Here is a 21,587-nt window from a genome sequence, read left to right on the forward strand (position 1 = left end):
GTATGAAAAAATAATAAATCGTTATGTCTTATGGTCGCTCATCAACTACTTCACGTAGTTTATGGTATATATCATTATTTTGGTAAATTCCCCTAAACTTATCAGACCCTTTACCGATAGCAAATACAGGAATCAACTCCCCACTGTGCTGGTCTGTATTAAAATAGACCTTCACCTTCTCAGGAACTTCATGTTTTTTACCCGTAGCTTGATCAACTTCATAAAATTTACCTATGCTCACACCTCCCGTTTCATGATCTGCAGTAACCACCAGTAAAGTATTGGGATTTTTTGCCACAAAATTCAAAACCACATTCAAGGTTTGGTCAAAATCCTCCACTTCCTGAATCAACATCTCCTCACTTTCTGCATGACCGGCCCAATCAATATAAGACCCCTCTACCATCATAAAAAAAGGTTCTTCCTGTTTTTTAAAATAGTCCAATGCCACTTGGGTAGCTTGGGATAAAAAATTATTTCTGCCTTCAATTTTTGAAGGCATGCTTTCATCTGCCAAGAAGTAGGCGTTACGTTTTTCATAATCGGCTGCGGAAAGCTGAACAGTATCCAATTTATAATTGGATTGCTCCAATTGTTTGAACAAATTCAAACTATCTGATCTTTTAGCAAGGAAATTACGCCCTCCTCCAGCAAGAAAATCAATATTAGCCGAGGCCAATTGTTTAGCAATCTCTTCATGCATATCCCGGTCGGGAACATGGGCGTAAAAAGCTGCTGGAGTAGCATGGGTAATAGTAGTTAAACTTATCAGCCCTGTTTTGTATCCTTTATCTTGAAGATTTTCCAATATGGTTTCTTGAGGAATGGTATCTGCTGATACCCCAAGAGCACGTTTGTATGTTTTTTGTCCGATGGAAAAAGCAGTGGCGCCAGCTGCAGAGTCTGTAATCCGGTGTGAAACATCTGAAGTTTGATGAAACCCAATATTCTTAAATTTTGAAAAATTGGATTTCCCGTCGCCAAAGTAATAAGCGGTTGATACTTGTGGTACTCCCATACCATCTCCAATCATCAAAATGATATTGGGAGATGGACTCTCCGTAGTTTCCACAATTTCTTTTTCACTTTTTGAGCCGCAGGAAGAAAATAGCCCAAAAACCACTATAAACAGCAGTATTAATTTATTACCCATCTCTATAATTTTATAAAAAAGGGCGACAACATTGCATTGCCGCCCCAAAACAAACTAACTCAAACTCACCTAATCAATAGCCTTGGTTTTGTTCCAAGAAACCATCTATACCAGAAGCTCCATCAACGGCGCTCTGTGGAATGGGGAACAAACGCTTGTTTACATCATTATCCGTCTTCTCTGTCCAAGAATCCTCGTATTTTCCAAAACGGATTTGGTTATTCCTTCTTAGACCTTCCCAATAAAACTCAAAACCAGTTTCACGATACAAAATATCTAAGTCTATTGAAGTCAATGCCTCCGGAGTCTGATCTGGGCGGGATGTTCTTGAAGTTCTTACCATATTTACATCTGCAAGGGCGCCGCTAGTATCACCATTACGTAATTTAGCCTCAGCACGCATCAAGTAAATTTCGGCCAAGCGCATCAAGACCAAATCAATGCTGCTATACCCATTAGCATTCGGTGAAGTATGGCTAAACTGGTATTTTGAAAAACGATAACCTGCATGGTGTAGGGATCCTTCGTTGGTAAAATCTATTTGTTGCGTAAGATCTACATAGGCCACATCCCTATCAGGGCCATTTCCTTTGATTTGTTTTAATGGATAAATCCTAATGGTACCATCGTCACATTTTTCAAGGTCACCATCACCAATTCTAGGACCCCATTGAATACCTCGCAAAATACCCCTATCGACTTCAAAATCCGTAGCCTCGATACAAAAATAGCTAGCATCCGTTTCCGTTGCTATCAGCTTTTCGCGACCTTCAAAATCGGTCAATTGGGCATCAGGAACAAAGGTTTGCTTCATATAGAAACGTGCATCTGCATCGGCAGGATCTACACTTCCATAGGCATCTACCCATGTTTGGTAAAAATCAGAAGTCACACCAGGGCCATCTGTACCATCGGCCTTATTATCTGGGTAGAATTCAGGTCTTCCCAACATCGACCCAGGTTGTGACCAATAGGTCCACCGACTATGTTCCCTTTTTAATATTCCCCGCTGATCCAAGGCAAAGATCAGTTCATTATTATTGGTATTGTCATCACTGAACAAATCAAAATATTCCGGGGACAAACTATAATTGCCAGAATTGATAATATTGTTGGTATAGGTAATTACCTTATCCATATCATCGCTTGTAAAACTTGGGGTGCCATAAGGATCCCTGTACACGGCAGCATTCAAATACAATCTGGCCAAGAAGCCCCAAACCGTTCCTTGGTTAATCCTGCCAGCTCTTGGGTCAGTTTGAATAACATCAACTACAGACAACAATTCGCTTTCAATATAATCGATAGCATCTTGTGTTCTTAATACTTCTGAAAGCTCATCAGAGGATTCCTTTTTAAAGACCACTCCCCAACTATCCAACATTAACATGTTCAAATAGGCCCTAAGTGCCTTCATTTCATACAATGCTCCTTCAGCTTCCGTATCCCCTTCCTCAGCAAGTGGAGTTAAAACCTCAATAGCTGAAAGGGTTCTTGAAATATTGGTTGTTACATGGGTCCATGAATCCCCGATCAAATCGTTGGTCGGCGTAAAGTTGTGCTGATGGGCAGCGATAAACTTACCTCCATCGTACCAGTCAGTACCTCCACGATAAGGCAAAATGGCCTCATCGGAAGCAACTTCTTGCAGACCAAAATAGTGGGTGTGCCTCCAAGTCCACGAAATATAACCATAAGCTGGGGCAATAGCTCCACTTATAGTTTCAGCTTCAGCTCCAAATTCGGTCTCATCAATACGATCTTCGACCAAATCGGTACAGTTAAAGTTCAAAAGGCAAAACAGTGCCGTAAATGCTAGTGCAATTTTATTTTTCATCTTTAAAACAATTTTTTTGATTAGAATGATACGTTTAGACCAAATAGAAATGTTCTAGCAGATGGGTATCTGAAACGGTCAATACCAAAGGTCTGAATCTGGTCAATTTGACTTCCTGTATTCACCTCTGGGTCAAAGCCAGAGTAATCGGTAATCACAAATAGGTTTTGCCCCGTAATGTTAAAACGAATATTGTTTACCCAATTCTCAAGACCAATGGTCGATGGGTCAAGGGTGTAACCCAATGTTGCATTGTTCAATCGAAGAAAACTACCATCTTCCAAATAACGGGTAGAAACCTCGTTTGAGTTAGTGGTACTTTCATTTTCATATGCTGCCGCAAATGCAGTAGTATTCAAATTATTGGCCAACTGCCCTTTAGTGAATAACGACATGGCCGTGTGGTTGTAGATTTTATTACCGGAAGCTCCATTAAAGTTCAATCCAAAATCAAAATTCTTGTAGTTCAGGTTCAGGTAAAAGGCATATAACACATCTGGGAGAGCACTACCTGGAACGATACGGTCATTGTCCAATGATTCACCATCTTCGACTACATCTCTAAATTCATTCAAACCATCTTCACCGATACCAATAAAGTCTTTCATGTAAAAAGCACCAATAGCCTCTCCGTTGATATAACCATTGATGGTTGCATCTGTTTGACCGGCACCTTGCGCAGCACCAGAGGTGATTACAGAATAAATAGACCCTTCAACTTCATTATTTATTTTTGAAAAATTACCTCCTACATTAAAAGTGAAATCATCACTTATTTGACCGTTATAGTCCAAGGTCAATTCAACACCTTTATTCTTGATTTCCATATCGGGGAAATTGGTCCAGTACTTCTCGGTAGGATTAATAGGGTCTGGGGTTGTAGCAAACAAAACCACATCGCTGGTCACCTTATTGAAATACTCCAAGGTACCGCTTAAACTACCATTGAACAGGCCAAAGTCCAACCCAACATTGGATTGCGTCACCACCTCCCATTTTAAATCAGGATTTGCAGTACGTACAGCTACTGTACCATAAGGATAATCATCTAACGTATTTTCGTCGCCATCTAAAGGGTAGGTATCGTTATCACTTCTTGAGTCTTCATAACTCGCCAAACTCGCCTTACTGCCAATACCATTTTGGTTACCGGTTTGACCCCAGGAGGCACGCAACTTTAAATTACTAAAACCTGAGTTGGCCATAAAGTCTTCTTTATAGATATTCCAACCCAAGCCCACTGAAGGGAAGTAACCATACTTATTGTTGGCCCCAAATCTTGAAGAACCATCGGCTCGCATTGTAGCGACCAACAAATATTTATCCGCAAAAGAATAGTTCAATCTACCAAAAAACGATTGCAATTCATCTGTATAAGCTACAGCATCCAAAGTGGTTTCTGTAACTTCAGTACTCACTTGGTCTTGGTACTTAGGTTCAATTCCATTCTCGGAAAAACCGCCTTGAAAATAGATATCCTTCTTTTCAAACTTTGTTTCTTGGTACGAATGACCAGCTAGAAAAGTTACACTATGGTCCCCTATGTTAAAATTGTAGGTTAAGGTATTTTCCACCAAAAAATTACTGTTTGAGGTAATAATGGAATTTAAGGTTCCCATTCGTTGGCCATCACCCAAAGTATAGGGTTCAGTTTGTTTATCACGGCTTGTCAATGAATAATCCACCCCAAGGTTAATCTTATAAGTAAGCCCCTTAACGATTTCCAGAGATGGAGCAATATTGGCCAAAATTCGATTGGTATAGGCCTTATCAGAATAGATTTCATTTCTAAAAAGCGGATTGATCCGTATTCCACTTGCATCTTCTATAGCAATAGCTTCACCATTGGTGTCGTAAACTGGAGTAGTAGGGTTCAATTGTAACATATCAACCACTGTTGAACCGATATTGGGCCTCTCGTTCAACACTCTTGAAGCAGTCATGTTGAAATCTAGGTTCAATTTGCCTTGAAGCGCTTTCTGGTTCAGATTCAAACGACCTGAATAGCGTTTTAAATCACTATTATAAAAAATTCCCTCCTGATCTGAAACACTTGCAGAAGCATAGTATGATGATTTTTCTGGAACTCCACCGCTCATTGATAAATCGATATTTTTAGAGATTCCTGTACGCGTCAGTTCATCTTGCCAATCGGTATTACCTCCATTATCATCCAAAGTCCCTCCTGCGGCCACAACTTGTTGTCTAAATTCATCGGCACTGAAAACATCAATCTTATTAGCCATTGAAGACATAGCTGTCGATACAGATATATTCATCTCTGATTTACCAGCTCTTCCTTTTTTTGTGGTAATCATAATGACACCATTGGCTGCACGAGCACCATATATTGCTGTTGCAGAAGCATCTTTAAGTACATCTATCGATTCGATATCCTGAGGATTGATAAAGTTCAATGGGTTGGTGTCCACTCCGGTTGCATTATTGGAGATCACAAAACCATCAATAACATAAAGGGGGGCCGTACCTGACCTAAGGCTACCTACACCACGAATGATAACATTTTGCGAAGCTCCCGGCTCACCGCTCACACTGGTAATATTAACCCCCGCAATCTTACCCTGTAATAATTGTCCAGGGTTATTGACCACCCCTTTGTTGAAGTCCTCACTTTTTACAGAGGCAATCGAACCTGTAACATCAGATTTTTTCTGTATTCCATATCCAACAACAACAACGTCTTCCAATTGCGTGGCATCTGTTATCAATTGAACGGTAATATTGGATTGGCTGCCAACCACCACTTCTTGAGTTACAAAACCCAAATAAGAAACAACCAAGGTTGCCCCTTCGATTACATCAATCGTAAAGTTTCCATCAAAGTCAGTAGTGGTACCGTTTGGGGTGCCTTTTTCAACCACAGAAGCGCCTGGCAATGGATTTCCTTCTTCATCGGTAACTTTACCTGAAATCGTCTGAGCTGGCAATTCAATAACTTTAGGAATGGCCTTAGTCACCAAATCCACAGCAATAGTATTGTTTACTCTTTTAAAGGAAAGACTGGCATCTTTTGACATCAGTTCCAGTACGGAACGCAATGAAACATTTTGATAATTGATATCATATTTATTGTGCAGCCTCTTTACTCTGCCGTCATAAACAAATTTAAATTGGGTCTGAGACTCAATTTCCCCCATCACTTCAATGACACTTGCCTTCTGAAGATTTAGGTCTACATTGTAATCATTGAGTTTTTGTCCTCTGGCGTCTGCGGCTATAATAGGATTTAGCAATGCCAAGACAATTAAGCAACAAAATGTTTGTAATGACAATTTTATAAATTGTTTTAGTGTTATGTAATTCATAATTTCACATCGTGTTTAATGGTTATAGATAATCGTTAAGCTTAGGCAGTCTGTAACCGCTCGCCAAAGTGTCGCAGACTGCTACTTTTTTTTGATTGGTGGGTTTTACTTCATTGGCTATTTTTAGTTTGTTTTTTTTTAGTTTTACGTTAGTTACACATCCCCAGTATTAAGACGGTATTATCATCCATAAACTGGTATTTCAAGCTCTTTTTTGCAAAAACAATACTTTCCAATACTGCTTTTAGATATTCGTTATCGTAAGTTCCCGTAAGCGTACATGCAGCGGCTTTTTCATTTTCGAATTCTACAGTAACCCCATACCAACGCTCCAATGCATCTGCTACTTGGCCAAGTGGGGCATCTTCGAACTTCAACACTCCATCTTTCCACAACAACACTTCACTTACATCAACTTTCTCTTTTTCAATATGTTGAGATGCTTTGTCCATCACACCTTGTTCATTGGGCAAAAGATAAACTTGCCCTAAAGAGGATTCTACACTTACCTTACCGGTAAGTACCGTAACAGCCATGGAATCAGTATGGCCATAGGCATTAATATTGAATGAAGTACCCAAAACTGTAGTTTTAAGTTCTCCGGAAGTGATAATAAAAGGTTTGTTCGGATTTTTAACTACATCGAAAAAGGCTTCTCCTTGCAGTACTACTTCCCTGGTATCTCCCTGGAAAGATTCAGGAAAGCTCAAAGTACTTCCAGAGTTCAATTTCACCGAAGTGCCATCAGGAAGAACCACATTGAGTTTTTGCCCCCATTCTGTGTGTTTTTCCAATATTTGAACTTCAGCAATTTCAGGCTGTGGTTGTTCAGGAATATTCTTATAGGCCAAATAACCCAGAGAAAACAACAAGACAACAGAAGCTGCAATTTGCAATACACGATTTTTGAAGCCTCCTTGATTTTCAAGCCTCTCAGTGCTTTCAACTAAGCGTTTTTTTGCAGTTTGGTGCTCCTCATCTAGATTGGCAAGGGTTGGAATATGCTTTTCAATGAGTTTTCCATCAAACTGCTCCAACAGTTGCTCTTCAGTTTTACTGATAGTACCGTTAAGGTATTTTTCTATCAAGTCCTTGATTTCTTTTTCAGTCATAAATGATGTGTTCTCACTTTTAAATACCATGAAGTGATACCTACGCACACACCTAAAATCAAGGTTAAGGGTTTCTTAACCCAGGCAACATTCTCTTAACATTGACTTGAAAAAAATTAAACTAAACCGCTAGAAAAGCATAAAAAATCGAACTATAGAAAGTTCTCTACGCAGTCTTCGCAAAACGGTGGAGATTTGATTTTCAACCGTTCTTTGCGAAATGTTCAGCATTTCGGCAATATCACTATTCGTAAATTCATTGATACGGCTTAAACGGAATATTTCTTGGCAACGATTGGGTAGTTTCGCCAGTATGGTATTGATTTCTGCAGTAAGGTCTACTACAGCATATTGGGCTTCCATGGAATCATCATAAACCATGGTCTCCGCAACTTCTAAATGAACATTGTTGAATTTAGTATCGCGCAACTGATTATAACACTTATAACGAACTGCTTTGTAGAGATAGGCTTTAAGATTATCCGCCTCAATTTCTTTTCTACGCTTCCAGTAGTCCATCCAGACTTCTTGAACCAAATCCTGCGCTATGGCATTGTCCTGAACCAGAGAAGCTGCATAAGCGTACATAGGCTGCCAGTACACATCAAAAAGCATTTGAAAGGCAACATGGTTTTCTGATTGATGAACCTGCTCCGCCAATTCTTTTACCTTTTGATCATTTAGTGCTTCCCTCAACATACATCACAAAGAACCAAAAAAATGACCAGCCCAATATTAGGCAAATGTAAACTTTGAATTGCCTTCTAATTATTTAACAGGTTCAGCATTCTTGATAGATAAAAATAAGATTTGGGAAAGTGCGATTTCAACCTTTCAGGACTTTCAAAAAAATTCTCAGAAAGAATGGCAAAAAATTCGAAAAAGCTAGTAGCTGCATATGCCCTCAAATAATTGGATTGTTCCAATTCTTCCTTAAAGCCAGGGGAATCATAAACGGCATTCAATTTTTTCAATCCCATCCTAAACCGTTTGGCCTCGTAGGATGATTTCTTCAACATTTCAAAAGTCAGGGCGTGGGCAACCTCATGAATCCCTAAATTAATTCCATCATTGGGAATTTGAAATCCTTTTTGCAATCCTTCAGCAGAAAACACCAAAATCTTTAATCGAGGATTATATTCTCCAATATGATGATTGTTTTTGATTTTTGAATGATAAGAACTTGGATAAACAATAATTCTGGATATGGATTTCTCAAACCTAAAATTTACCATTCCCAAAGTCATTAAAACTGCTGAAGCGGAAACATAAGCCTTGATTTCTTCTTCGTTTGCAATGGCTCCATAGAAAACAAATGGTTTTTTGGACTTAAACCACGCAAATCTTTTTAAAAAAACTCGTTTTTGTTCAGGATGTAAATCATGAAATGGCCTAACATTATTGGCAATGAACTGTCTTTCCTTTCCCGTAATTTTTTTTACTGGATGTAAAAGATTGAAAAGTGTAAATCGCTCCCCAAGAAAATATTCATAGGCAACTTTAATGAAAACAAAACACAAGCCTATCACCAATATAATGGCCGCTACTTGCTTATCTGCTTCCGAAATCTGTTCCATTAACGTGATATCATGATTTTATGAAGATGTCACTTCGAGCGCAGTTGAAAAGTCTTAAAAGTCGATATTTTTATTAGTCCTCGACTGCCCTCAACCTGACAATGCTTTTATTTAAAAAAATAGATAAATAACTTTATGAGGTCAGCCCCACATTACATTCGTTCTGGCACTTCTATGCCCAATAATTTGAAGGAAGATTGAATGACCTCACCAACCTTTTTGGATAATTGTACTCTAAATAGTTTTTTGTCCGTATCCGATTCTCCCAAAATGGAAACCTGCTGGTAAAAGGAGTTGAATTCCTTCACCAAATCATAGGTATAATTGGCAATTAAGGCCGGACTATAATTTTCTGCAGCCAATTGTACAGTCTCTGGGAACAATTGAATCAGTTTCAGTAATTCTTTCTCCTTTTCATGAAGCTCCATTGTCACATCAAACGTAGTCGAGATGTCTTCTGCCTTTCTTAAAATCGATTGGATCCTTGCATAAGTATATTGGATAAACGGCCCCGTATTTCCTTGAAAATCCACCGATTCTTCTGGATTGAAGAGAATTCGTTTTTTAGGATCCACCTTCAAAATATAATATTTTAAGGCACCCAAACCTATGGTTCTGTACAATTGCTGTTTTTCTTCTTCGGAATAGCCATCCAGTTTTCCCAATTCCTTGGAAATTTCTTCTGCGGTGTCTTCCATGCTTTTGATCAAATCATCGGCATCTACAACAGTACCTTCACGACTCTTCATCTTTCCACTTGGGAGATCTACCATGCCATAGCTCAAATGATAGAGTTGTTCCGCCCAAGTATACCCCAATTTCTTCAGGATAAGGAACAGTACTTTAAAATGATAATCTTGTTCGTTACCAACTGTATAGACCATTCCATTGATATCTGGAAAATCAGTTACCCGTTGAATGGCCGTACCAATATCTTGGGTCATGTACACCGCTGTACCATCAGAACGAAGGACAATTTTCTCATCCAAGCCTTCATCCGTAAGGTCTATCCAAACACTCCCATCTTCTTTTTTAAAGAAGATGCCTTTCTCCAAACCATCCCTGACCACATCTCGACCCAATAAATAGGTGTCACTTTCGTAGTAAAGGGTATCAAAATCAACCCCCAAGTTTTTATAGGTAGTATCAAAACCTTTATACACCCAGCCGTTCATTTTTTTCCAAAGTGCAACAGTTTCAGAATCTCCACTTTCCCATTTTCGGAGCATCACTTGCGCTTCCAACAAAATAGGTGCTTCTTTTTCTGCTTTCTCCTTCTCTACTCCATCGGCGACCAACGACGCAATCTGCTCTTTGTAGGCTTTGTCAAAAGCCACATAGTACTTTCCAACTAAATGATCTCCTTTCAGTCCAGAAGATTCTGGAGTCTCACCTTCACCAAACTTTTTCCAGGCCAGCATGCTTTTGCAAATATGGATGCCTCGGTCATTGATAATCTGGGTCTTGTACACCTTTTTTCCCGAAGCTTTTAAAATTTCGGCGACGGAATACCCCAACAAGTTGTTACGGATATGCCCCAAATGAAGCGGTTTGTTGGTATTGGGCGATGAGTATTCAACCATCACGGCATCATTGGATACCGTTTTGGCATAACCAAAATTGACCTCATCCAGAATCCCTTTGAAAAAATCCAGATAGTAGCCATCTGCAATGACCACATTCAAAAAGCCTTTCACGACATTGAATTTGGACACCTCATCCACATGCTCTTGCAAATAGGTTCCAATCTGTGTCCCGATTTCTATTGGATTACCCTTCACATAGCGCAACATGGGAAAAACCACTACGGTAATGTCTCCTTCAAAATCCTTTCGGGTAGGTTGAAATTCCACGGTTGGCAAATCAACCTGGTACAGTTCTTTTACGGCTTCAATGACTTTCTGGGTCAATTCGTTCTGCAAACTCATTTAAAAAGCGTTTCAGCCCGCAAAACTACATATTTTTTGCCCTATCATAACATAATTTCCAAAGGACCAGCTCTTAAATGCCCTCTATTTTGAGTATTTTTAAAGATGCTACTGAATGTCTCCTATTCCAATAAGAACATCACCAAAAAAATAGATGATGCCGTCGGCAAGCCCTTCACCCTCAAAGAACGATGGGCCATGGGTGGCATTGGCTCTCCAAAATTGCACATTACCGATGTTTCTATAGAGATTCAGAATCTGCTGATTTTAGATAACAATCTCAACACTTGTAATATTGAAATGCGCCCCAAGGGCATCATTATTCGATTTCGTTCACTACTGGAAACTTATGGCTTGATCATCCCCTATTATAAGCTTACCATTTACAAGGGTGATTTAGCACAATACGCCTTATATAGGGATCACTATTTCATCAAAGTAAAGTCCGATACTAAAGCTGTACAGAAATATTTTAAAAAGTTATTGGATTATAAAGCGGACAACGCACCTACATCCATTGAAGATCTATGAAAATTCTCCTCACCGGAGCCAACGGTTATATCGGCATGCGTTTATTGCCCCAGCTTTTGGAGCTGGGCCATGAGGTGATATGTGCTGTTCGGGATGAAAAACGGTTGTCAGTGGATGCTCAAACCCGTTCCAAAATTGAAGTGGTGGAAGTTGATTTTTTGGAAGAAGTGCAAAACACCAATATCCCAACAGATATTGATGCTGCCTACTACCTCATCCATTCCATGACCACTTCCATTGGGGACTTTGATGAAAAAGAGGCCCAAGCGGCTCAAAACTTCAACAAATTACTCTCCAAAACCCAAGTACAACAGGTTATTTACCTCAGTGGCATTGTGAACGATGAAAAATTGTCCAAACACTTGAGTTCCAGAAAAAATGTAGAAGAAATACTCTACCAAGGCTCTTTTCAATTGACTGTTTTAAGGGCGGGAATCATTGTAGGTTCTGGCAGTTCTTCTTTTGAAATTATTCGCGACCTGTGCGAAAAGCTACCTGTGATGATCACCCCTAAATGGGTCCTCACCAAAACCCAGCCCATTGCCATCAGAGATGTTATTGGCTTTCTTACCGGTGTGTTGGGCAATTCAAGAACCTATAATCAGTCCTTCGATATTGGTGGGCCTGATGTACTCACCTATAAAGGCATGCTTCATGGTTATGCAAAAGTTCGTGGCTTCAAAAATTGGATTTTTACCGTCCCTGTCATGACGCCAAAACTATCTTCCTACTGGTTATATTTTGTTACTTCCACCTCCTATAAATTGGCCGTGAATTTGGTGGATAGTATGAAAATGGAAGTGGTGGCGAAAGACAATCGACTGCAACAACTTTTGAAGATTCAACCACTCACCTATGAAGAAGCCATTGCCCGTGCTTTTAAGAAAATTGAACAAAACCTGGTGGTGAGCAGTTGGAAAGACAGCATTGCCAGCGGACAGATTCATGAAGATCTGGAAAAATATATTCAAGTGCCCAAATATGGAGTGTTGACAGACGTACAGACCCAACCCATACAAAACGAAGCCGCTGTTTTGGACAAAATCTGGCGCATTGGGGGCGAATCAGGTTGGTATTATGCCAATTGGTTGTGGAAAATTCGTGGTTTTTTAGATAAAGTCAATGGTGGTCCTGGCCTAAGGCGTGGTCGTACCCATCCCGATAAAATCTTTCCTGGGGATGCGCTTGACTTTTGGCGGGTGCTCTTGGCCGACAAGAAAGGGAAAAGGCTATTGCTTTTTGCCGAAATGCGTACACCGGGTGAAGCTTGGCTAGAGTTCAGAATTGATGAACAAAACCAATTGCACCAAACCGCTACTTTTAGGCCACGTGGACTCTGGGGTCGACTGTATTGGTACAGCGTCCTCCCCTTTCATTATTTTATTTTTGGTGGATTGATTAAAAAATTGGCCAAAGCCTAATGATAGAATTCGTCATTCTGTGCTTGACACTGAATCTCAACTTCTACCTTATAACAATAGAGATTTTATGCTGTGAGACTTGGGTCCTCCGACTAGTCCAAAAAGAAAAAACCATCAATACACGAGGGCCATTTCGAAATGAGAAGCGAAGCATTGATTGAGAAATCTCTTCTCCCAACTAACAACAAAGGCATTCGTATCAAAACCCCTAAGAAGAGACTTTTCAAAGCAACTTTATTTTATTCATGGAATAATTCTTGTTACAAATTCCCTTGAAATTCGTCCTAAACACATGCAACCCTTTTAGGGTTGAGTTGTCTTTTAGTCAACTGCCTCGCATACGAGGCACTCGAAAAACGAAACTATGACCACAATCAAAACACTGATTATCTATTGTTTTTTGTTTCTTTTTACCACCCCTTTTCTGGCCCAGACCATCAATTCCAGATTGGCAGATGCCAAAACCCAAAAGGGCATTCCCTACGCCACCATTCAATACGGCGAACAACAAGGAGTAATTTCCAACGAAGAAGGCCGCTTTGGTTTTACTTTGGAAGAACATACCACCCTCTTGGATTCCGTTTATATTTCATCCATGGGCTATACCAAAAAAGGGTTCACTTTGGAGCAATTGCAAGACAGTGTACTCCTATTACAACCCAAAGCTATTGAACTCACCGGGGTATATGTCTTTGATAAAGAAATGAGCGTAGATGAGATTATTGCAAAAATGAAGGAACGTCTGCCGCAAAACATCAACAATGAACCGGTAAAACAACGGTACTTTTTGCGCCAATCCCAAATAGGTAACATTCAAAAGGTGGATTTGGGCTTTGAAAAATCCAGTATTGAGGAATTGGACAAGGAATTGATCGATAGCATTGCCAGAGCAGTTCCCAGAAACTCCTACCACTATACCGAAACCTTAGGTGATTTTTATAAAAACAACAATGACTACAAATTCAATATTCTAAAGGCCGCAGAATTGTACGACAAAAAGGATATTGGCTCTTTTGAAGACCTGGGAAGTCGTATGGAAGCAATTTTCAAGAAAAACATCAAACCAGACTCTTACCTCAAGATCAAATCGGGAATTTTTAGCCAGAAGGTACAGGTGGATGAGATGCTAGACGAAATGGAAGCGGATGCGGATGCTAGTGAAGATGCTGAAGCCCTACAAAAGGAAATACAAAAAGATACCGCCTCTGGTTTGGTAGATGGGCAAAAGCATATTTTTAAAGAACTACTTAAAGAAATCTATCATCAAGAGGACAGCAAGCTCAATCTTATTGACAAAACCCGTAAGTATGAGTTTGAACTGGTGGGTTATACCGACATTGAAGATGCAGGGGTCTATGTGATTGACTTTATCCCCAAAGGGAGTGCCGATTTCAAGGGTCGCCTATATATTAATATTGAAGATTATGCTGTAATGCGCATAGAATTTGAAAACGTAAAGAACCTACGCAATTTTAGATTACTGGGCATTTACTACCGTGAAACTGTTTACAGAGGCAGTATGCAGTTCTCCCAGCTGCCCAACGGCCGTTACGAGCTCAAATTTGTGGACTTGAGTTTAGGCAAATGGTTTCGGATGGATAGACCTTTGGATGTGATTGAAAAGAACAAACACGTAAAAGGCCGAAGAAAGCAGAACGAGCTACGCTTGAACATAGATTTTAGAATGGCCCATACTGATAAATGGGAACTGGTGGTTTTTGAAAATAACCTGATTGATCACAACCAATTTAACGCGCATACCGAGGACAAAAGCGTAAAAGCAACCTATATGCCGCGTTATAACCCAGAGTTTTGGCAAGGCTATACCATTATGGAACCCAACCAAGCCATACGGGAGTTTACGGTTGCGGAGGAGTAAAATTCATCAGGTGTCTGGTCGAGCGTTACCCTGAGCGCAGTCGAAGGGCGAGACCTATTTTTGAAAATATACTTATAAGACTTCTCGACTGCGCTCGAAGTGACATATCTATTTTTTTAACAACTTGTCATATATGGCATGAGATATCTAACCTAAATACTTTTTCTTGCTCCTGATTTGAAAGCAGAAGATTTATTGGAATGGATTGAAGACACCTACGGTTCTAAAGAAGAACTGGCCAAAGTTTTGGATTTTGGAATAGAAATGCTCTTTTATTTAGAGGAAGACTCTTTTAACAGGAAAGAAGTACAACAGGTAGTCAGTGCATTACGTGGATTGGTGGTTGGGTTGAGAAACCAATATTAGATTTTCAGATTTTTATAACTGTTTAACCTTTGGCCAAGTTATCCAAGTTATCTGGATCAATAAATCCTTTTTTAATCTGAAACATCATAAACTCTCTTTCACTTTTGCTTTTATTAAAAAAATCCAACCTTGCTTGGGTCAAATTAGAAAATGCTGCACGAAGTGAGTCCAGCTCGGATTGATTCATTCCAGCCTCCAAATCTTCAAAGGACTCTACCGGAATCGAATCATAAATACCTTCTATCTTCTGAATCAGTGTTTTATCAAGTTTCAAAATAAGCTCTTTCTCATCCCTTGTTGCTATCCTAACAACCGCTTGGGTGCAATAATCAAAGCATTCATCAGGGAATGGAACTTTGGTGCAGTGTTCTTTAAAATCACATTTCATATATATTAATTTATAATATTCAACATCCATTTAGGAAAATCCACCATATGAGATACACCACAAGCCATATCCCAAAAGTCAAAAGAGCCAAATTGAAGAACATTAATTGACGTTTATATTGATTGTTACATTTTCTAAAAATTGGCATGAGCAAATCTTTTCTTCCTTTAAACAAATCCGCAGCTATGGATCTACCTAAAATTTCCTTTGCATTATATAGTGAGAAAGCCAAAAAAATCCAACCAAAAAAGAAAAGCAAATAGGGAAGTTTTAATAACCCATTGTCCGGGTGTATGTACGATTCACTTAAAAGAGTTAGAATAGATCCCCCAACTACACTTAAAGACCATGAGGATATTTTATTGGCCCCAGATTCAATAGATTTTATACAATTAAAAATTTGGTCAGCCGCTATATTCTCTTGAGCTGATTCGAATTTTTCAATTTGTAGTCTGAAGAATTTGCTAGATAATCTCTTCATTTTAAGTCTCCATAGTTTTTTATACGATACAAGCACGTAACATCCAATCTTGTTAAAGAGGATTCGTATATCAAAAATGCTAAAGGGGAAACTTTCTATATAGCAATACAATATTACAATTATGTCATAATACCCTACAAACCTATTCAGTAAAACTTTCTAGAAATACAATCGATAATTGATAATTATCAAGAAACCGTAAACAATTGACACCAAATAATGTGCAATGTTTCATTGTCATTTCTAAATGAGTCCGCGCATGACGGATGATTGAGAAATCTCGCCCGATTACAGATTTCTCACATTCATTCGAAATGACAAAAGGTAGGTTTCGTGCTGTCAGACTGAGCACAGTCGAAGTCCAAACAAGAATATAATGCCTAAAAACTTTGATTTCTCACAGCTCCTTCATTTCATTCAAGACAAGGCCCTAAATGACAAAGATATTCGGGTCAATTGGTGAAATTCGTGTCAAAACCCTTAAAAAGAAAGACCCTTAAATAAGTCTATCCGGCAGATGGCAGGTTCACGGTGATGGGTTATGCCTTTGGTAAGAACACCTCTGCCATCATACAACGAGCTGAGCCGCCGCCACTGGCCTCAATGGTATCCAAAGGACTGTGAATAATGTCACAATGCTTTTCAATGGCCGCAATTTGGTCCGGTCGCAAACTATTATAGGCCGCAGAGCTCATCACCATGTAGCGTTGGTCATTGGCACCAATTACTTGCAACATATTCCCTGCAAAGTGATACATCTGCTCTTCGGTAATGTCCAGCACTTCTTTACCATCTTTCTTGATATGCTCCACTACATATTTCCGTTCCTTTTTGTCGTCAATGGTATCCAAACAGATAACCACAAAATTTTCGGCCATTGCCATCATCACATTAGTGTGGTAAATGGGCAGTCGCTCTCCATCAACGGTCTGGTTGGCATGGAAAATAACAGGAAAGCAATCAAAATCCTCACAGAACTCAATAAACAACTCCTCATGGGCACGCTCGGAGAGGGCGCAATAAGCCTTTTGATTGACCCTATCCTTTAGGATACTACCGGTACCCTCTAAAAACACACCTTCTTCCTCAGCAGCGGTGTAATCCATAATATTATTGATTACAAAACCTTCCTGCTCCAGGACACTAAAGATATCCTCTCGACGTTCTTTACGCCGGTTTTCGGCAAACATAGGATACACACAAACCGTTCCGCTATAATGGAAAGAGACCCAATTATTTGGAAAAATGGAATCTGGAGTATCCTGTTCTTCATTATCGTCCACAACAACCACATGAACCCCATGCTCACGGAGTATGTTTACAAATTGGTCAAATTCCTGTTGTGCCTTTTGGTTCAAATCTGCCTGCTTCAGGTGCAAATCTTCTTGAAAGTAATTGTTAACCGCAGTCTGCTCGTTCATCCTAAAGTTCACTGGACGAACCATCAAAATGGTGTTGGTAATCTGTCTTCTCAAGTTTGTTCAGTTTTTGCATTCCTGTGGCAGCAGGAAATATGAGGTTTCTATTTTTATTCTCGAATCAAGGGCATGGTACTGCACCTTAATAATCCTTCTTGTTTAGCAATTTCAGCATAAGGGACCTCCTCTACGGTAAAACCTTGGTCTCTCAACCAGTTGTTCAGTCGGGTGAATCCCTTTTCAGACACCACCACTTCAGGTGAGATGGAAAACACATTGCTGAACATTTGGTACATCTCGTCCTTGGTAATCTCAAAAACATTTTCTTTTCCGAAATAATCCACCAACCATTGGTATTCCTCTTCAATTAAAAACCCGTTTTTGTGCAAAATGGCCTTGTCCTTCCCAACAGGTTGAAAGCAACAGTCCAAATGCAGTGCATTTTCTTTTGGTTTGGTATTGGATTTCCGAAGCTCAAAAGCTTTCACGGTTTTATGTGGAAACATTTCGCGAAGGTATTCCACCGCTTCTTTGTTGGTTCGGGCGGTGATGAAATCTGGGTAATCCTCGCCTGTGTAGGTGCCCACAAAAATATAGTCGTTCCAAGGCATTACATCCCCACCTTCAATATGTACCTCTTCAGGCGGTCTGATAATATTTTTTGGGTCAATTTGATCCAACACCTCATGGATGGCCGTAAATTCTCGTTCCCGATCCGGTAAAATATTGGCATGGAACAGCTTGTCCTCAATGACAAAAGCAATGTCCCGCGCAAAAATTTGATTACAGTCCTCTAAAACCTCAGGTCTATATACTCGTACTCCATGTTTCTCAAAAACTTGGGCAAAAGCATCCATTTCCTTGATCATATCTTCCTCTTGGGGATAGGTTCCCGCCAAGATATGTTCCAAAGATTTAGGATCATAGGCTTCTTCTGGACTTGGCGTTGGCCCGCAGCTCTGCGCTGTTCCCAAAATCACCGCTTTTAGGGGTGATGTTTCGTCAATTATGTGTAATTGCATCATACCAAAAACATCAAGGGTTATTCCCAAAAATTAGAAGCAAATCTAGTGTTTTGCGCACGATTTTCAATGCCTGTAAAAAGAAAAAAGAGGAAGGTGGGAGATGCCTTACAGGTATAAAAAAGGGCGATTTAAAATCGCCCTGAAGTTTGTGTCATTATCTTTTGTCAACTGGGACAAAAGGCCTATGGGTTTCTCCAATATAAATCTGTCTTGGCCTACCAATAGGTTCTTTTCTAAGCCGCATTTCGCGCCATTGTGCAATCCATCCGGGCAGCCTTCCCAAAGCGAACATTACCGTAAACATTTCAGTAGGTATTCCCAAAGCCCTATAGATTATTCCTGAATAGAAATCCACATTGGGATATAATTTTCTCTTTACGAAGTATTCGTCTTCCAAGGCTTCTTTTTCCAATCCTTTAGCAATATCCAAAATAGGATCTTCTATTCCTAAGCTGCCCAATACTTCATCTGCAGATTTTTTGATGATTCTGGCACGTGGATCAAAGTTTTTGTAGACACGGTGTCCAAAGCCCATCAATCTGAATGGGTCTGACTTATCTTTGGCCTTGCCCATGTATTTTTTAGTATCGCCCCCATCTTCCTGAATGCCCTGCAACATTTCCAACACTGCTTGGTTGGCACCTCCGTGCAATGGCCCCCATAATGCAGAGATTCCTGCGGAAAGCGAAGCGAACAGTCCGGCGTGGGATGACCCTACAATTCTTACTGTGGATGTGGAACAGTTTTGTTCGTGATCGGCATGAAGGATCAAAAGTTTATCCAAAGCATCAATGGCAATGGAATCCTTTTTATATTCTTGATTGGGTTTTTTGAACATCATTTTGTGAATGTTCTCCACATAACCCAAAGTATCATCACCATAATCTAAAGGAAGTCCCTTCTTTTTACGCTGTGTCCAAGCTACTAGCACTGGAAATTTAGCCAAAATGCGGACAATGGAATTGTACATGGCCTCTTCTGAAGAAACATCCACAGAAACTGGGTTAAAGGCCACCAAAGCACTCGTCAACGAAGAAAGCACCCCCATAGGGTGGGCAGATTTTGGAAAGGCATCCAAAATTTTCTTCATTTCTTCATCCACATGAGATTCTTCCTTTATATCGGCATGAAATTTAGCAAGTTGCTCTTTATTAGGAAGTTCCCCAAAAATTAGGAGATAAGCTACTTCCAAAAAGTCAGCTTTTTCAGCAAGATCCTCGATGGAATATCCACGGTATCTCAGAATTCCTTTCTCTCCATCAAGAAAGGTAATGGCACTTTCGCAGGAACCTGTGTTTTTATAACCCGGGTCTATGGTCACTATTCCCGAAGTCCCTCTAAGCGTTTTGATATCTACGGCCAATTCATCTTCTGTACCTTTGATTATAGGGAATTCGTATCGTTCCCCTCCATATTCAAGTATCGCTTTATCCGACATATTATGTTTTATAGATTAATAAAAATAGGGTGCTAAAATTACGAAAAAGCACATCTATTAACAATTCTTGGGGGTCATTTCTAACATCAATAGGGCAAATAGTTACACCTTTATCCCAACATCTCATTTCCCGTTCAATTGATAGAGGTGTTTGTAATAATTATCCACTGATTTTTTCCAGGTAAAACGCTTCTTTTTGGCTGCAGCCTGAATTTTTTTCCACGTGGGTTTGTCGTTTTGATACACATCCAAGGCTTCATCAAAAACCTTTAGCATGTTCGTGATTTTTTCATCGTAATTGTCCCCATCAAAACTAAAACCGGTTTTCATGTGTGAAACTGTATCTATTAATCCTCCCGTGTGATGTGCCAAACAGGGATTCCCATTGCGCATAGCCAACATTTGACTGATACCACAAGGTTCAAAAAGGCTGGGCATAAAATATAGATCAGATTCTAAATAGATGGAATCAATAAGACTTTCGGACTGCCCATTGGTAAAAATGAAGTTCTTATGTTCGTAGCTCATCTTTCTGAAGAGTTCCTCGTATTCTGGAGCACCGGTACCCAACAACATAAAAATACCTCCTACTTCATCCAGTTTTCTCAAGATTTCCACAAAGGCTTCAGGAGAGCGTTTGAAAAAATAGAACTTTTGCTCTGTCAGCCTAGCTACACTGGATACAATAAACTTGGGTCTATTGCCCACATAATCCATAATTTTCTCCCCTGTATGGGCCAAAAAGTCAGCTTTGTACTTTTTGGATTCTTCCTGCAACCATCTAAAAAGTGCTTTTACGGTGTTTCTATAAATATGGCCTTTTGCCTCCGTATTGATGTTTTTGTAATTGCAACCATTTAAGATGCCAAAAAGTCGACCTTCCTTATCTGCTTCCTGCAAATCTTTTTCCAGTCCCTCTCCTCCAATAAATTCTGGTGGGGAGCTGGGCAGCAATACATCTTTTTTGTAGGACGGCGAAACCGTATGTACAGCATCTGCAAAGCGTATGCCCACAGCCATGAGGTTGATACAATCCTGATAGCGATAGTCCATCAAGGCCCTGTGATCATAAATTACATCTGGGAACCAATTGCGTACCGAAGAATAGTTATCGGCAAAAGGACGAATACCTTGAATGGCCAAATTATGAATACTGTACACAATTCGGATATCCTTTAGATTGGAATAATCATCGTGATACTCCCTAAGGAATAGTAAGAGACTGGAGTGCCAGTCGTGCAAATGGATGATATCCACATCACCAAAGGCTCCTTTTTTGATGGCTTCAGCCACAGCAATCCCAAATATGAAATATTTGATGGCATCCGTATAGAAAGGTTCTTCTGGATCATTATGATAAATATGGGCGATATCACCGGCCTCAATCTCCGGATGATGGATAACATAATGAACAATGTTGGGAAAATCCTTCTTTGGTTTTACCTCGTACAGTTCTGCCGTATATGACAAACCACGTAGGTTAAAATTTAAATTTGTTTTAAAAAGTCCGCCTTGGTGCAACCGACCATAGGAAGGCACCACTACATGGACCTTATCTCCTCGTTCGGAGATTTGTCTGGGAACATCGCGGACCACATCCCCCATTCCTCCAGCCTTACAATTGGCAAGTGCATCGTTTTCGGCTGCGGCAAAAACAAAATTGTTCATTATGCAAGCATGTTAGTTAATTTGGTTCAATACTTCAAT

17 protein-coding genes are annotated in these 21,587 nt (G+C 39.8%); 4 read left to right on the forward strand and 13 right to left on the reverse strand.

What is annotated here, in order from left to right:
• Positions 1-28: 28 nt before the first annotated feature.
• The 7 genes from HJC33_RS16100 to argS form a co-directional block, all read right to left on the reverse strand.
• Positions 29-1,153, reverse strand: a complete 1,125-nt coding sequence (locus HJC33_RS16100) for an alkaline phosphatase (protein ID WP_171659877.1) — start codon at positions 1,151-1,153, stop codon at positions 29-31.
• 73 nt (positions 1,154-1,226) lie between these two features.
• Entirely contained in the window at positions 1,227-2,990 is a 1,764-nt protein-coding gene (locus tag HJC33_RS16105) for a RagB/SusD family nutrient uptake outer membrane protein (RefSeq protein WP_171659878.1), read from the reverse strand.
• A gap of 20 nt (positions 2,991-3,010) precedes the next feature.
• Positions 3,011-6,244 (reverse strand): SusC/RagA family TonB-linked outer membrane protein, encoded by a 3,234-nt coding sequence (locus HJC33_RS16110; RefSeq protein WP_246245585.1) that lies wholly within the window; start codon positions 6,242-6,244, stop codon positions 3,011-3,013.
• A 221-nt stretch (positions 6,245-6,465) separates the two neighbouring features.
• Positions 6,466-7,428: a FecR family protein gene (locus HJC33_RS16115; protein ID WP_171659880.1), complete on the reverse strand. Its 963-nt coding sequence runs from the start codon at positions 7,426-7,428 to the stop codon at positions 6,466-6,468.
• A gap of 129 nt (positions 7,429-7,557) precedes the next feature.
• Positions 7,558-8,127, reverse strand: a complete 570-nt coding sequence (locus HJC33_RS16120; RefSeq protein WP_171659881.1) for an RNA polymerase sigma-70 factor — start codon at positions 8,125-8,127, stop codon at positions 7,558-7,560.
• Between the two features lie 65 nt (positions 8,128-8,192).
• Positions 8,193-9,005, reverse strand: coding sequence for a zinc-dependent peptidase (locus HJC33_RS16125; RefSeq protein WP_171659882.1), 813 nt, complete (start codon positions 9,003-9,005; stop codon positions 8,193-8,195).
• A 152-nt stretch (positions 9,006-9,157) separates the two neighbouring features.
• Positions 9,158-10,933 carry an arginine--tRNA ligase gene (gene argS, locus HJC33_RS16130; RefSeq protein ID WP_171659883.1) on the reverse strand — a complete coding sequence of 592 codons (1,776 nt, stop codon included), beginning with the start codon at positions 10,931-10,933 and terminating at the stop codon, positions 9,158-9,160.
• Between the two features lie 105 nt (positions 10,934-11,038).
• Between argS and HJC33_RS16135 the strand changes: the two genes are divergently transcribed.
• From HJC33_RS16135 to HJC33_RS16150, 4 genes are all read left to right on the forward strand, one after another.
• Positions 11,039-11,464 carry a hypothetical protein gene (locus HJC33_RS16135; RefSeq protein WP_171659884.1) on the forward strand — a complete coding sequence of 142 codons (426 nt, stop codon included), beginning with the start codon at positions 11,039-11,041 and terminating at the stop codon, positions 11,462-11,464.
• On the forward strand, positions 11,461-12,885 hold the full coding sequence (locus tag HJC33_RS16140) for an SDR family oxidoreductase (RefSeq protein WP_171659885.1): 1,425 nt from the start codon (positions 11,461-11,463) through the stop codon (positions 12,883-12,885). The genes HJC33_RS16135 and HJC33_RS16140 overlap by 4 nt, the downstream gene beginning before the upstream one ends.
• A 364-nt stretch (positions 12,886-13,249) precedes the next feature.
• Complete coding sequence (locus HJC33_RS16145) at positions 13,250-14,764, forward strand: peptidase associated/transthyretin-like domain-containing protein (protein ID WP_171659887.1); 1,515 nt, start codon at positions 13,250-13,252, stop codon at positions 14,762-14,764.
• A 177-nt stretch (positions 14,765-14,941) separates the two neighbouring features.
• Entirely contained in the window at positions 14,942-15,130 is a 189-nt protein-coding gene (locus HJC33_RS16150) for a hypothetical protein (protein ID WP_171659826.1), read from the forward strand.
• Between the two features lie 22 nt (positions 15,131-15,152).
• Here the strand turns inward: HJC33_RS16150 and HJC33_RS16155 are convergent, their stop codons facing one another.
• The 6 genes from HJC33_RS16155 to HJC33_RS16180 form a co-directional block, all read right to left on the reverse strand.
• Complete coding sequence (locus HJC33_RS16155; protein WP_171659888.1) at positions 15,153-15,518, reverse strand: hypothetical protein; 366 nt, start codon at positions 15,516-15,518, stop codon at positions 15,153-15,155.
• A 19-nt stretch (positions 15,519-15,537) separates the two neighbouring features.
• On the reverse strand, positions 15,538-15,999 hold the full coding sequence (locus tag HJC33_RS16160; protein ID WP_171659889.1) for a hypothetical protein: 462 nt from the start codon (positions 15,997-15,999) through the stop codon (positions 15,538-15,540).
• Positions 16,000-16,538: 539 nt separating this feature from the next.
• On the reverse strand, positions 16,539-17,444 hold the full coding sequence (gene ctlX, locus HJC33_RS16165; protein ID WP_171659957.1) for a citrulline utilization hydrolase CtlX: 906 nt from the start codon (positions 17,442-17,444) through the stop codon (positions 16,539-16,541).
• Positions 17,445-17,527: 83 nt separating this feature from the next.
• Positions 17,528-18,442 carry a dimethylarginine dimethylaminohydrolase family protein gene (locus HJC33_RS16170; RefSeq protein WP_171659958.1) on the reverse strand — a complete coding sequence of 305 codons (915 nt, stop codon included), beginning with the start codon at positions 18,440-18,442 and terminating at the stop codon, positions 17,528-17,530.
• A gap of 154 nt (positions 18,443-18,596) precedes the next feature.
• Complete coding sequence (locus HJC33_RS16175; protein WP_171659890.1) at positions 18,597-19,880, reverse strand: citrate synthase; 1,284 nt, start codon at positions 19,878-19,880, stop codon at positions 18,597-18,599.
• A 123-nt stretch (positions 19,881-20,003) separates the two neighbouring features.
• On the reverse strand, positions 20,004-21,548 hold the full coding sequence (locus HJC33_RS16180) for a glycogen synthase (RefSeq protein ID WP_171659892.1): 1,545 nt from the start codon (positions 21,546-21,548) through the stop codon (positions 20,004-20,006).
• Positions 21,549-21,587: the final 39 nt, after the last annotated feature.

This window comes from Flagellimonas amphidinii (genome assembly GCF_013090115.1).
Lineage (GTDB): Bacteria > Bacteroidota > Bacteroidia > Flavobacteriales > Flavobacteriaceae > Flagellimonas > Flagellimonas amphidinii.

Excerpts from the sequence above, each read along its gene's own strand:
- HJC33_RS16160 (WP_171659889.1), bottom strand. The coding sequence starts at position 15,999 with ATGAAGAGATTATCTAGCAAATTCTTCAGACTACAAATTGAAAAATTC.
- HJC33_RS16170 (WP_171659958.1), bottom strand. The coding sequence starts at position 18,442 with ATGATGCAATTACACATAATTGACGAAACATCACCCCTAAAAGCGGTG.
- HJC33_RS16180 (WP_171659892.1), bottom strand. The coding sequence starts at position 21,548 with ATGAACAATTTTGTTTTTGCCGCAGCCGAAAACGATGCACTTGCCAAT.
- HJC33_RS16135 (WP_171659884.1), top strand. The coding sequence starts at position 11,039 with ATGCTACTGAATGTCTCCTATTCCAATAAGAACATCACCAAAAAAATA.
- HJC33_RS16100 (WP_171659877.1), bottom strand. The coding sequence starts at position 1,153 with ATGGGTAATAAATTAATACTGCTGTTTATAGTGGTTTTTGGGCTATTT.
- HJC33_RS16105 (WP_171659878.1), bottom strand. The coding sequence starts at position 2,990 with ATGAAAAATAAAATTGCACTAGCATTTACGGCACTGTTTTGCCTTTTG.
- HJC33_RS16145 (WP_171659887.1), top strand. The coding sequence starts at position 13,250 with ATGACCACAATCAAAACACTGATTATCTATTGTTTTTTGTTTCTTTTT.
- argS (WP_171659883.1), bottom strand. The coding sequence starts at position 10,933 with ATGAGTTTGCAGAACGAATTGACCCAGAAAGTCATTGAAGCCGTAAAA.
- HJC33_RS16115 (WP_171659880.1), bottom strand. The coding sequence starts at position 7,428 with ATGACTGAAAAAGAAATCAAGGACTTGATAGAAAAATACCTTAACGGT.
- HJC33_RS16140 (WP_171659885.1), top strand. The coding sequence starts at position 11,461 with ATGAAAATTCTCCTCACCGGAGCCAACGGTTATATCGGCATGCGTTTA.
- ctlX (WP_171659957.1), bottom strand. The coding sequence starts at position 17,444 with ATGGTTCGTCCAGTGAACTTTAGGATGAACGAGCAGACTGCGGTTAAC.
- HJC33_RS16155 (WP_171659888.1), bottom strand. The coding sequence starts at position 15,518 with ATGAAATGTGATTTTAAAGAACACTGCACCAAAGTTCCATTCCCTGAT.
- HJC33_RS16125 (WP_171659882.1), bottom strand. The coding sequence starts at position 9,005 with ATGGAACAGATTTCGGAAGCAGATAAGCAAGTAGCGGCCATTATATTG.
- HJC33_RS16120 (WP_171659881.1), bottom strand. The coding sequence starts at position 8,127 with ATGTTGAGGGAAGCACTAAATGATCAAAAGGTAAAAGAATTGGCGGAG.
- HJC33_RS16175 (WP_171659890.1), bottom strand. The coding sequence starts at position 19,880 with ATGTCGGATAAAGCGATACTTGAATATGGAGGGGAACGATACGAATTC.